Annotated in this window: 10 protein-coding genes; 4 read left to right on the forward strand and 6 right to left on the reverse strand. The window is 58.7% G+C overall.

Annotation, left to right across the window (positions count from 1 at the left end):
* Positions 1-78: 78 nt before the first annotated feature.
* From CA51_RS00155 to CA51_RS00175, 5 genes are all read right to left on the reverse strand, one after another.
* On the reverse strand, positions 79-1,422 hold the full coding sequence (locus tag CA51_RS00155; RefSeq protein ID WP_231745901.1) for a hypothetical protein: 1,344 nt from the start codon (positions 1,420-1,422) through the stop codon (positions 79-81).
* 6 nt (positions 1,423-1,428) lie between these two features.
* Positions 1,429-1,845, reverse strand: a complete 417-nt coding sequence (locus tag CA51_RS00160; RefSeq protein ID WP_145117144.1) for a hypothetical protein — start codon at positions 1,843-1,845, stop codon at positions 1,429-1,431.
* Positions 1,842-2,882 carry a DUF1559 family PulG-like putative transporter gene (locus CA51_RS00165; protein ID WP_145117145.1) on the reverse strand — a complete coding sequence of 347 codons (1,041 nt, stop codon included), beginning with the start codon at positions 2,880-2,882 and terminating at the stop codon, positions 1,842-1,844. Before CA51_RS00165 ends, CA51_RS00160 begins: the two co-directional genes overlap by 4 nt.
* A gap of 279 nt (positions 2,883-3,161) precedes the next feature.
* A complete protein-coding gene (locus CA51_RS00170; RefSeq protein WP_145117146.1) occupies positions 3,162-3,542 on the reverse strand; it encodes a DUF2946 domain-containing protein in 381 nt (126 codons plus the stop codon).
* 232 nt (positions 3,543-3,774) lie between these two features.
* Positions 3,775-4,251, reverse strand: a complete 477-nt coding sequence (locus CA51_RS00175) for a hypothetical protein (RefSeq protein WP_145117147.1) — start codon at positions 4,249-4,251, stop codon at positions 3,775-3,777.
* Positions 4,252-4,754: 503 nt separating this feature from the next.
* On the opposite strand from CA51_RS00175, the gene CA51_RS00180 reads away from it, so the two are divergent.
* From CA51_RS00180 to CA51_RS00190, 3 genes are read left to right on the forward strand one after another with little or no spacing between them, the layout of a single operon-like run.
* A complete protein-coding gene (locus CA51_RS00180; protein WP_145117148.1) occupies positions 4,755-5,624 on the forward strand; it encodes a hypothetical protein in 870 nt (289 codons plus the stop codon).
* A 3-nt stretch (positions 5,625-5,627) separates the two neighbouring features.
* The gene (locus tag CA51_RS00185; protein ID WP_145117149.1) at positions 5,628-7,649 is read left to right on the forward strand and encodes an ATP-binding protein; all 2,022 of its coding nucleotides are present in this window, start codon (positions 5,628-5,630) and stop codon (positions 7,647-7,649) included.
* A 1-nt stretch (position 7,650) separates the two neighbouring features.
* Positions 7,651-9,576: an FtsK/SpoIIIE domain-containing protein gene (locus CA51_RS00190; RefSeq protein WP_197451486.1), complete on the forward strand. Its 1,926-nt coding sequence runs from the start codon at positions 7,651-7,653 to the stop codon at positions 9,574-9,576.
* A 750-nt stretch (positions 9,577-10,326) separates the two neighbouring features.
* On the opposite strand, the gene CA51_RS00195 is transcribed toward CA51_RS00190, so the two are convergent.
* The gene (locus tag CA51_RS00195) at positions 10,327-11,700 is read right to left on the reverse strand and encodes an MATE family efflux transporter (protein WP_145117151.1); all 1,374 of its coding nucleotides are present in this window, start codon (positions 11,698-11,700) and stop codon (positions 10,327-10,329) included.
* 217 nt (positions 11,701-11,917) lie between these two features.
* On the opposite strand from CA51_RS00195, the gene CA51_RS00200 reads away from it, so the two are divergent.
* On the forward strand, positions 11,918-12,097 hold the full coding sequence (locus CA51_RS00200) for a hypothetical protein (RefSeq protein ID WP_145117152.1): 180 nt from the start codon (positions 11,918-11,920) through the stop codon (positions 12,095-12,097).
* Positions 12,098-12,192 lie beyond the last annotated feature (95 nt).

Consider the following 12,192-nt stretch of genomic DNA (forward strand, 5'->3'; position numbering starts at 1 on the left):
CCCACATCCGCCTTCCGGCAGCTTCTGTTGGGGCTTTTCACTGCGCCTTCTTTAGCCAGCGTTCCTCGAATAAAAGGATCAGCCGCCTAGCGCGATTAGACGCGTGGGTGTGCCGGGGACTTCGAACTTGGCCGCTACCTTAAAGTCGGTCAACGAGACGATCCAGATACTTCCTTCACCTGGGTTGGTCAACGCGACTTGGCGGCGTCCGGGCAGGACGGTGACGGTGTGATGCCCCGAATGCCCTTCGATTTGATTGGGGCCAACGGCGATCGATTGCACCTGTTTTGCATCGCTGAAGTTGCCGTCGTCGTTCGGGTCGAGATCGACGACGATCAATCGATCCTTCGACGAATCCGATCGGTTCTCGGCAAATGTGAGCGCCAGTTTGCGACGGTCTCGGGTCTCGACGACAACCGGTGTCGACAGCCCTTCCGCTTCGTCAAGAGCGATCAAAAGTGTGGAGATCGCGGGCGAGGGACTGCTGGCGTCGATCCAGCACAATCGACAATCCGCCTCTTTTCCCGCGGTGAATAGAACGTGGTTCTTCAGGTTCGCAAACGCTCCGGTTCGCAGCGGCTTGTCCTCGGAACCTTTGCCGATCGCCAAGTGTTTGACTTCCACGTCGTCGGCGCTGCCGGTCATCTGCATATCGGCTGGCACCCAACAGACGCCATCGGCGGGCGCCAAGAAGACTTTCCCTTCGTTGATCGTCGCGCCGTGCAGACCGCCTGAAGGACATCGGATCTCGTATCGTTTACCGTAGTTGGAACCGAGCCCGACGACGTCGACGCGGCCACTGTTCTCACCGCTCCGATCGATCCAAGTCGAATACGCAACGTGGTCCTCGGCAATCGCCAGCGTGATATGCCCGCCCCCTCCCAAAACAAAGGTGGTCCGATCGGCCGACGGCTTTGGATCGCGTAGCCGCTGAGCATTGGTGATCGTCATCCCGCTGCTCTTGTCGTTCGCCAGGACGAAAGAGCGGCCGTAGTGGTACAGATGGGCGGGGTTACCCTGTTCGGTGTCGATCACCTGCCGCAGTACACTCGGCCCGCTGGGGAACTTCCAATGCGAGTGATCGCCATGCGGTTCTTCGACACCGCCCGATTCGATAGCGACCCAACCGCTGCCGATCGTCCCGTCGGCTTGATCGCGGACACCGATCAAGATCAAACCGCTGTCGGCTTGCATCTGCACCAGCGACTGCTCCTCGACATCCAAGGCTGGAAAGCCGTCGATGGTTTTCGCCTCTAAAGAGTATTCGTTTCCTTGTCGTTTAAAGTCGCCGTAGCGCACCGTGGCGTCGGCATCGTCTTGCCAAAAGAGTCGCGCTCGCGTGCGACCTTGAGCATCGGCGGTGCCGCAACAGGCCAGGGCCAAACCAAGCAACAGGCAGCTTCGTTGGAAGATCGTTTTCATTGTGGATTACCTTTTTTTGCGAGTCAGTAGACGGACCGCCGACGGTGGCAGGTCCAGTTCATGGTGTTGTTGTGAAGTTGAGTCGAAGGATGGAATCGATAAACCGCTTGTCGCGGGCTTACCCAGTTTTGGGTCGAGGATCCAGCCGCCATCGCTGATCGATTCGGCGGAGACGAAATGTTGGGGACCGCCAGGCGGCGACAGCTGCTTGAATCGGGCTTGGCCTGCCTGGTCGCTGATCGCAGCGGCGACGACCGGTCCCGATTCGGAATCGTGCAGCTGAACGCGAACGTTTGCCAACGGATCGCCTTGGTAACGCACGATGATCGTGGGCGACTGATTCGCCGATTCGCTGGATGAATCGCTGCATCCGACAATCGCGAGCAGCGAACAAAAAATGGACAACGAAATGGTTTTGATCATGGCAACTGCACCACCTCGCCACCGTCCCGCGAATAGGCTGCGTGGTAGGTTGGCAGATCGATCGAATCGCCGATGAAGCGGACGCTGCCATCGAGCATCGCATGTCCAGCCACGCCGGGATGGTACGAACGGGAGCTGTAGAAACCGCGGCCGTGCATGCCGACATCGGGCAGGTCGGAGTTGGGTGACATGTAGCCGTTGATGACCGTCGCATAAGGGACGCCGCGAATCCACGACGCGCCCCGATTCCCTTGATACGAAGTGATGCTTGCCGGAACGACCGCCTGCAGATCGGGATTGGTAATCAACGCCCCGCCGCTCATAAAACCAGCGCCGCTGGGATTGCTGGAGGTGCCGCCCCAGTTGGCGATCCGACGCTGTGGACCGGTTGGCGATGGTTCGGTCTCGCCGCTGGTTTGGTCACCAAGAACGGTTTCCGCGATCAGAACCGTGTGGCTGGTGCCGTCGAGACAATCTTTGAACCCGGCCCACGAATCGGTCCAGACCATGCCGTCGGTTCGGTAGCGATCGTCGTAATGGGTGTCGGTGCCACTGCCGTAGCTGAACATATAAGTCAGCCCCGCCGTGTAGCCAGCGGAACCGTCGGCGAAGGTCGTCGCGAACTGGGGATCACCGGCGTCGCTGGGACACAAAAAGGTTGGCAGCACGCTTTCGATGGCGCCGCGGAGCACGGGATTAAACTGAGCGGCCCAGGCCGGACCGACTAACAGCGGCGATTCAAAATCGATCAGCTCCGCCAGATTCCCCTGTTCGATAAAGGGAAGCACGCGGGCTTGGACCGAATAGCTGCTCGACCCCGTCATCGCCGGGATCACGCGATAGGTGCTCTCGTAATTGTGGGTCGCTAGAGCAAGCTGTTTTAAGTTATTGCCGCACGACATTCGCCGGGCCGCCTCGCGAGCCGATTGGACTGCCGGCAACAGCAGCGAGACTAAGATGCCGATGATCGCGATCACGACCAGCAGCTCGATCAACGTAAAGCCGCTGGTGGGATTGGAAAGTTTAGATTTGCGCATGGGATGCTATAGGTTTTGCAGACTTCGTCGATCGAAGCCGTTTGGGAGAACGATGTGAAGTAAAGACGCCCCGCTGCGCAGGTGCAATCGATCGGGTTTGGTCGGACCGGTGACCGATCACACCACGAGCGCAGCGGGACAGATTGCGGTGCGGACACCATCCGATGCAGCAGGAGCGCAGCATCGGACAGAGGGCAACCGAAAGGAGATATCGCAAGGGATCGCCAGCAAGATTACCGCGGTGCACGTCGGGCGACGTTCGTGCAGAACCGGCTGGACTTATCCGCAGACCGGTGGGCCGCGAGGTCGCGCGATCGAGAGGGTCGCCGCAACGGCAACCGCATCGAGAATAGGATCCGACGACTGAACCAATCGATCGCTCAGCAGCGACGGATCGAGGTTCCAGTTCACGCCGGATGGACTGGCTAACGACTGACAGATCGGACAATCGTCCGCATCGTGCTGGTGATGCGATTCGCCATCGCTGGTTTTTGAATCATCACCAGCGTGATGATGGCAACCATGAGAACAGACGCTCGCTGCAGCGTGATGGTGGCCATGCCCGTCGCAGGTGGCGACATGCAGCCATGCGGGTGCGTGCCCCCAGGCAACAACAAGACACAGCAAGCTCGGTAGAATGGGTCGGAACAGCGAAGTCATGGACGACGTTCGTCTTCTTTAGTATTCGAGTTGAATTTGATCCGACCAAGGATTGATGCAAGCGGTACGGGCTGAGGTCGTAGAGGGTTCGTCGGGAAATCCGACGAATTGGAAACTTTGGCATTTTTAGCAGCATCGATTTGCTGGCATCCGCGCCGCGGGCAAAAAGCGGGATGGAGCTCACCACGCTTTTTGCCGGTGCCAGTTTTCGCGGCTTGCGATTTTCGTTCTGCTATTTTGTTGCTGGCAGATCGGTCGGTTCGTCCCCGGGTTTTTCTTTGATCGGTTCGATCGCGACGCCATCCTTCGAACCGGGGATCGCTGGCATCGCGGCGGGCGGTGGAAAGGCGCTCTCGGGAATATCTTCCAGATTCTTCTTGCGGTCCTTTTTGGCTAGCAACGAATAATTGGCCCCTTCGGTTCCCTGCAGATCGTAACGGCCCCAGTACTGTTGGGAGCTGGGGGTGTAGTAGTAGACATAACGCGGTTGCGATGGATACGAGATGCAGTAGTGGTAGCTGTAGGTCGGCGAACTCACCACCGGCCGGTAGTAGTAGCGGGTGTAGTGATACGAGCGGGATGGTTGGTAGGACCAACTGCTGTAGTACTGTCGGCCACCATAACCAGCTTCCGCTTGGTCGACAGCCACTTGCGATAGCATTGCGACAGCCAATCCGACGAGGGCCATTTTTCCAACTTGCGACAACATCGGTTTTCCTCCGGTTTAAGGTTCTGATTCGTAGAAGGTATGCAACGTTTGGGTTTCTCGATTCCCACTGCTCGCGAGCCACTTACGCTCGCTAAATACCAGATGCAGGATTCGCTTCCCGACCGGACACCAAATCGAAAAATAGTTGGAGACCAGGAATGAAGCCCCCTGGTGGTTTCAAAAAGGGTAGCCGCAGAACGGGTTCCGCGTCCGCGCGATGGCGGGATTGAACCGCATTGGAATTGCCGATCTTCCTTCAGCGCGCAGCCCGTTGGGCACGCGGTTAAACGCGGCAAGCGGGTTGGTGATCGGATTGGGGATGGCTCCGACCGTCTGTCCCAATCGCGCCGATTCAATTCGGATTCCGTCGCGATGGGACGCACACCTGCAGGGACAGGTTCTTTGAAACTACGGGAATTGGGAACAATATCCTTGCGAGTTTCATCCCCCAAACGACCATGGTACGATTGTCCAGATCTACCAGTTCCGTTAGGAGGACTATAATGCCCGAGTCTGCGGTTTTATCGAGCGGCGGCTTACAGAACCTAGAGGCGCCCAATCAAGCGTTGGTGCATGCATTGGCAGCAGAAGCTGCGCCGGTGACAGCGGCCGATCTGTGCCGAAAGCTCCCCAAGAGCGATCAAAACGATCCTCAAACCATTCAGACGCGGTTGGAGTCGCTGGTCCAACAGCAGGTGCTCCATCGCTTCGCCCCCTATCGCGGCAAAGCCGATCGATTTTGGAATCGATCGCTGGATCAGTATGCGACGCTGGTGATCACGTCCGAAGCGGAAAAGCAGGTCGGCACGAAGAGCGATCTCAGCAGTCGATGTCGGGCGCGACTGAAGGATATGAGCGTCAAGCAGCTTGGCGATTTCATCAATCAATTGGCCGCGTCGGGCCAATTGCACGTGGGACGGTTCTTGGGAAGCCAGGCCCTGCGGTATTCGGCCTGTCCGATCGGGCCCCAAGCGATGCTGGAAAATGCGATCGCGCAGATCGCCAAACGGTGTTCGATCAGCCCCGACGAAGTGCGGGCATCGATCGTGCCAACCGATCGAACCACGCCCGGGGCAACGACGCCCATCGAACCCAACGTGTCCGACGAAACACTTGTGATGCAAATGATCGGTCAGATGTCCCCCAATCCATCGACCGCCGGAGCGATCGTTTCGATTGCCGAACTGCGTCGCGCGATGGAGTTCAAATTGGTCGGCGAGTCGTTCGACGCGGCAATCCGACAACTGGAAGCCCACGCTCAAGTCGATCTGACAACGCATCCCGATCCGGGGTCGCTAAGCCCCGAGGACCGCGAGGCTCGCAAGCTTCGTGGAGATGGAAAAGTTTATGACATGCTAGTCGTCAGGAGGTAACGTATGGCTGCCAGAAAAATGAAAATCGATCCGTCGATGCCCAATCCGTTTCTTGGAAGCATCGTTCCCGACGCGTGGCGTGGGGCATCAGCCGATGTGCCGGAGATTCATGCCGACGTCTTTTCCAAATGTCTGGACGCCGTGCGGATCGTACGCAACGAACAACGGAGCGCGTCGGTGCTGATTCACGGGGAACAGGGAAGCGGAAAGACGCATCTACTGGCCCGCTTGCACGAACACCTCACCGACACAAAGAAGAAGTATCCCGACGTCGAAGATGATTGGCAGATCTTTGTCTACCTGCGGATGCGAACCGCCTCGGGGCGGATCTGGCGAAAGATCCGTTCTGAATTAGTGACCGATCTGATGCGTCCGATGCCCGACGGGCTCACGCAATTGGATCATGTGCTCGCGAAACATCTGGCCAAACGATTTGATGGCAGCGCGGACCTCGCATTGTGGTGGAATCACTTTCGCCAATCGCGGCTGGAAGAATTGGTCGATCACTGGTACGACCTCGCGGCTCAGATCAGTCTTCGCGACGATTTTGCACACGTGATCGAATGGTTTATTCGACAACAACATCGACGTCACGTCCGCGCGTACCTCGGCGGCGGACTGGTCAACGAAGACGGGTTCCGAGCGCTGTTTGGCAACGTCGATCCCAGCCACTACGCTCCCGACAACGAAGACGACGCGTTTGAAGCGGTCAAATCGCTTTGCCATATCGCCGGCTCCGAAATTCCGATCGTGTTTTGTTTCGATCAAATCGAAGCGATCGAGGTCGAAGATTCCACGCGGCGGCCGGTTTGGTACCTCGCCCGCGCTATCGCCGACCTCACCGACGAAACAACCGTCGCGGTGATCTCCTGCGTGTTGGCGAACTTCGCCGACAACGAAGTGCGTGACCAGGACCGGCCAAGAATGATCACCGCGGGCCAAACGGCGCTGCAAAAACTGGATTCGTCACAGATGCGGCAGATCGTTCGTTCGCGAGTCGCAGCGTTGTCGGCGACCGCCAAAGCTGCTGGCGATGATCCACGCTGGCCGTTCGGCGACAATGAAACGCTCTTTGCACAGCGGTTGACGCCGCGCGAACTGCTGCACCTAGCGGCGATTCGCTTCGATGAACTAGCCGGTAAAAAGCCGATCCCACCATCGCCAACCGGTCCGGAAGATCAATTGGCCGAGGTCTTCGATCAACGAATCGAACAGGCGATCCGCACGCAGACTCCCGAAGCGACAAACGAATTGATCGCGGCGACGCTTCCCGGCTTGTTGCCGATCGTAGAACCGGGTTGGACCACGGAATATCCCAACGGCCCGCACAATGTCCAGAACGATATCGAAATGGTACTGGTCGGTCCCGCAGGAGAAGCACGGGTCGGCGTGGCGCTCTGCAACCAGCCGAACATGACCAGCTTGGCGGCGCAATTACGCCGCTTAATCCAAAATCGCGAGGCGTTTGGATTGCACAAACTGGTGCTGATTCGCGATGGGCGATTGCCGATCTCCCCCGGGGCCCAAACCACACGTGATCGTTTGGATCAATTGACCAAAGAGGAGGGCGTGCTACTGCGTCCGACCCGCGAGATCATGGCGGTGCTCGACGCGGTCCGGTCGCTGATCGCCGATGCGACCTGTGGCGATCTGACGCTCGATGGGCAAGTCGTTGGGGCGACGACGGTCCGGCAGTGGTTGTCCGATAACCTCGACACCGTCGTCCGTGAATGGATCGACGAATTCCGCACTCCACTTCGTCCAGGCTGGATCGACGACGACGCCACGCCGGACGACAACGATGTCGATGCGGTCCTCGAATGCCTCGCATCCACTCCGGTCGCGTTGGTCGACGCAATCGCTGACTCCACCGGTATCGATCGAGAGCGAGTGAAAGAACTCGCCGGCCTTGCGGGAGACCGGATTGGAGTGATCCACGGTGACGCCGCGGTTGTCTTTCGAGTGGACGACCCCGTGGCATCGGACAATGAAAAGGATTCGACCCAACAGAGCGATACCCATTGAGATGAATCAGAAACTATCTAACCGTTTGGATTCGCAAGAATCATCGTCGCGCGGAGTCGAGATTTCGGTCAGCGACGTGCGCCAACAGATCTATCTCGCCGATCCGTCCAGTGGAACCGGCAGTCCTTCATGTTGTGAACTGGGGACGGCGTTTCATCGACTGATCGCATCGCTGCTCAACAGCAGCAATGCGGAACTATCGACGATCTTCAGTGGTGCATCGGTCGACGACTGGGCAGCTGAACTGCGCGACTTCGGTTACCGTCGCGAGCTCGGCCCATTTTTGATCGGCAATGCGGCGGCGCTGCATGGACGTGGCGACGCGGTGATGAACCTTTGGGTTGCAGTGAACGAAGCGACTCTCTGGCTGGCCCAGCTGTTTTGGGATCACCGACAACGCCAGCTTCGCGACGGCAAACGTTTTAATCCCAGCGAATTGGCGAATTGGTTTCAATCCGAGGTGCCTCTGCGTTTGGAATTGACCGATCCATCCTGGACGCAGCCCGTGGTACTGACGGGCGTTGCCGATTCAGTACTCTCGCTGCCGGGCGGACGCCGCTGCGTGATCGAATACAAGCTTGGCAAGACCGCGCCCGAAGCCGATCTCTGCCAAACCGCGCTCTACCATCAAATGCTCAATGACGGCGGCAACAACTCGATCGCCGTGATCGGTTTTCTGCCCGAACGGTCGGAGCGTTTGATCGAAGGCAACCAAATCGGCGAACTCCAACAGCGATTACAAACGTTGATCGGCAAGCTAGCGGGAGTCGATCGTCCGCGCGTCGCCCCGCAGCCGCAGCGCAAACCTACAGTCGCTGCCGAGCAAGTCACCCCCAAGCCGAAATCGACGACCGAGGTCGACGTTCAATCGCTTGCCAAACAGTTGAAGGCTGCGTTAAACGAAGCCGACTGCGAATCGACCTTCGTGGGTGAACCAATCGTTGGGCCGACCTTTATTCGATTCACCGTCAATCCGGCGCGCGGCGTCCGGCCGGATCGTTATCCTAGAAACGCAGAACTGTTGCAGATTCGGCTGCGATGCCAACGCCCACCGGTGATACAAACCGGCGCCTCGATCACGATCGACGTGCAGCGTCCCGACCGCCAGTTTGTGGCATGGGACGATATCGATCTGCCCGCTTCGGATCCGCTGCATGGATGTGCCAAGGTGCTCATTGGCGTCGGCTTGGACGGCAAGGTGCGAACCGCCGACTTGGCCGATTCCACCTGCTCACATCTGTTGGTCGCTGGCGTCTCTGGCAGTGGCAAGAGCGAGTGGTTGCGGACAGCGGTCGCCGGGTTGATCGCAACCAACACGCCCGAACAACTGCAGCTGGTCGCCATCGATCCCAAACGCGTCGCGTTCCACGACCTGCAAGGTTCACCCTACCTACGCTGCCCCGTCGTTTTCCCTGGTGATGCCGACACCGACATAATCTCGGTGTTGGACGATTTGATCGAAGAGATGGAAGACCGTTACGCATCGTTGGACGGATGTGCGTCGCTTGCGGAGTGGATCGACCGAAGCGGCAAACCCGTTCCCCGCATCATCTGCGTTTGCGATGAGTACGCGGATATCATGCTCGCATCGACCAAGCAGCGGAGAGATATCGAAACGCGGATCACGCGGTTGGGCTCCAAGGGGCGGGCCTGTGGAATCCATCTGATCCTGGCAACGCAACAGCCGAGTCGGAAGACGATCACCGGGGCGATTCAAACCAATCTGCCCGGCCGCGTTGGACTGACGATGACCTCAGCAACTGAAAGCCGCATGTTGTTCGAACAATCGGGTGCCGAAGATTTGCTGATGAAAGGAGACCTACTGTACAAGGACATCGGCGCCCCGCACCGCTACCAAGCGGTCTACCTCTCCGATACCCAGCGTCGTGCGATCTATTCTGCTTCGCCGGCGAGCGAACGAGTCTAGTCCGCGGCAGCCTATAAAGGCGATCACCACGCACAAAGCCGCGGTAGCGGCGGCCGCATATAGCATGTGACGCGAGCCACTGGTCTGGGATGGAGACGGTTTCGCGCGAGCCCCGGTTAGGGGCGACAGAGCCGTAGTTGCTGTCGCCCCTGGCGGGGCTTTAGTTCGATTGTTGGTTGTGTTCCTGCGGCTTGCGCCGCAGGCTTTATGCGATCGCTGCATCCGCAGCTTTTAGAACCGATGGCGATCGATTGGTTTCAGCGCCGAACCTTGTGCTGGCCAGGGGAACAGTCTCCGCGACTATCCATTTGGAACGAAGCCGCGGTAGCGGCGGCCGCGTATAGCATGTGACGCGAGCCACAGGTCTGGGATGGATACGGTTTCGCGCGAGCCCTGGTAAGGGCGACAGATGCGTAGTTGTTGTCGCACCTACGGGGCTTTGGTTCGATTGTTGGTTGTGTTCCTGCGGCTTGCGCCGCAGGCTTTATGCGATCGCTGCATCCGCAGCTTCGTTTGGAGGTGATCATTGCGGGAACTTTTCCTTGTCAAACGTTTGGTGCCGATCGGTAGGGGCGACGGTGCGAGTGTAGCTAGGCGTTGTGCTGGTGCGGGTGTTTCCGTTCTATCTCCTCTTCTACCTTCTCTTCTATCTCACACATGACCATCTACCGTCGTTTGATTTCTCTATTGCGGCTTGGTTGCGATGGTGGAGAGGCTGCTTTTATTGATGGCCTCGGCCGATCGCGGTTGCTATGACTTACGCACTGCGCGGGCGATTCCTAGGCCGATGATCGCTGCTTGGAAGGCTGCCCAGAGGATCAAGACCGTCCACCAATAAGGGACCGCTGATGCGTCGGTGGGAGCAAACGTCCATCCGACCACGACGCTGATGGATCCCGGCAGGGCGGTGGCGAACAGGACGATGAATGTCTTGCCGATCCCTTTGATCGCCGCTCCCAAAACTAGGCTGCTGATGTCGACGATGCCATAGACCGCGGCGTACGCTAACAACTGCGCCGCGAGCGGCTGAAGTTCCTGTCGTTGATCGGCTGGCAGACCGCCCAGTGTAATTTGCAGCAGTGCGTCGGGAAAGCTCCACAATGTGGCGGCCAGGCTCAGCGCAACCGCGGCGCCGACGATCGCGCTGCGGCGGATGACCTGCAGGGCGGGCGCGATTCCGGCTGACGCGTACGCTTGGCCGGTCAAGACGGTAACGGCGGTGGCGAGTCCGATCGCGGGGATCGACAACAATTGATAAAGGCTGAGAGCCGCCGACGTCGCAGCGAGTCCTTGCACCGACGCCGCTCCAATCACCAACAGGATGAAGCTGAACAAACTGGAGCGGACCAGTTGCTGAATCCCCAGGGTCGAGCCGGGGACGATGATCTCGCGGATCAGTTTTAGGTCGGGCCGCCAAGCCTGCGGCCGATGACGACGAAACGATTGCAGACGCAACAACAGCACGGCAAAGATCGCGACTTTGCACCACATCGCCACCGCCGTCGCTAATGCCGCTCCGAAAACTCCCATCGCTGGCAGGCCAATGCCACCGAAGATGAACCAATAGTCGAGCAGGACATTCAAGACAGCCGACGCGATGTTGGCTCGCAAGATCGGTCGGGTCACTCGGCGGCCGACGAAAAACGCAGTCAGTCCGGCTTCCAACATCGACGCGGGGGCGACTAACAGCAGAGTCCGGAAGTAGCGAGCCTCTTGCTGGGCGAGATCGTGGGAATGTCCAAAGGCCGCGAAGATCGCGGGAGCTACCCATCCGATCAGTGCCAACAGCGGAATGAACAGCAGCGTCAACCACAGGCATTGCCAAACGAGCGACCAGACGCGGCCGATCATCGCGCCGCGGCGGCGTTTGTTTCCCATCGCCATCGCGACCAGTGGAGTCAGGAATCCCATCGCCGTGACGGGAATACAGACCACCGCCCAATAAAGATTGCCGGCCGAGACCGACGCCGCCGCCGATGTCGGTCCGTACCACATCAAAAGCGTCCGGTCGGTGAACAGCGTGATCGAGAAACAGCCAACGGTCGCGGCCAACGGCAATGCGACGGCCAACAACGCTCGATATCCAAAGGGATCGGGTCGCGTTTTTCGAGAGTTCAACAGCATCCAATGGTTTCGTTCGGGAAATCGTTCGGTTTGGTTCACTTTGTGCAGCATGCAATTGGACGAGCGGTTTGCCACTGCGGCGGTTCGATTCGACGATCCGCGGTGGCGAAGCCGACGTTTTCGTCCGCGCCGCTCGCGCGTTTACTACGCCGTTTGCATGTCCCCAAACCGACATGCGATCCGCGTGCCATCACCATGAACGATTGGAAACCAACCGATGTCCGCAGTCACTGCCTCCACCCGACCCTCGAACCTTTCGATTTTGATCCGTTTTACCCGTCGCATCGGGCTGCGATTTATCGGCACGATCGACCGCGTCGAACGGCAAATGCGGCGTTCGGGGGCTGTCGTCTCTAGCTCTGCTGGCCAGCCGATCGTGCCGATCGCCAAACGCTAGATCGCTCCACTGGCACACTTGTTGCTCTACGGGATCGCTCGACGGAACGTTTTCCAACACGAAGGATCGTTTTACCAAATACTAGGGCAACAGGA

Source organism: Rosistilla oblonga (genome assembly GCF_007751715.1).
Lineage (GTDB): Bacteria > Planctomycetota > Planctomycetia > Pirellulales > Pirellulaceae > Rosistilla > Rosistilla oblonga.

Excerpts from the sequence above, each read along its gene's own strand:
- CA51_RS00170 (WP_145117146.1), bottom strand. The coding sequence starts at position 3,542 with ATGACTTCGCTGTTCCGACCCATTCTACCGAGCTTGCTGTGTCTTGTT.
- CA51_RS00165 (WP_145117145.1), bottom strand. The coding sequence starts at position 2,882 with ATGCGCAAATCTAAACTTTCCAATCCCACCAGCGGCTTTACGTTGATC.
- CA51_RS00185 (WP_145117149.1), top strand. The coding sequence starts at position 5,628 with ATGGCTGCCAGAAAAATGAAAATCGATCCGTCGATGCCCAATCCGTTT.
- CA51_RS00160 (WP_145117144.1), bottom strand. The coding sequence starts at position 1,845 with ATGATCAAAACCATTTCGTTGTCCATTTTTTGTTCGCTGCTCGCGATT.
- CA51_RS00190 (WP_197451486.1), top strand. The coding sequence starts at position 7,651 with ATGAATCAGAAACTATCTAACCGTTTGGATTCGCAAGAATCATCGTCG.
- CA51_RS00180 (WP_145117148.1), top strand. The coding sequence starts at position 4,755 with ATGCCCGAGTCTGCGGTTTTATCGAGCGGCGGCTTACAGAACCTAGAG.
- CA51_RS00175 (WP_145117147.1), bottom strand. The coding sequence starts at position 4,251 with ATGTTGTCGCAAGTTGGAAAAATGGCCCTCGTCGGATTGGCTGTCGCA.
- CA51_RS00155 (WP_231745901.1), bottom strand. The coding sequence starts at position 1,422 with ATGAAAACGATCTTCCAACGAAGCTGCCTGTTGCTTGGTTTGGCCCTG.
- CA51_RS00200 (WP_145117152.1), top strand. The coding sequence starts at position 11,918 with ATGTCCGCAGTCACTGCCTCCACCCGACCCTCGAACCTTTCGATTTTG.
- CA51_RS00195 (WP_145117151.1), bottom strand. The coding sequence starts at position 11,700 with ATGCTGTTGAACTCTCGAAAAACGCGACCCGATCCCTTTGGATATCGA.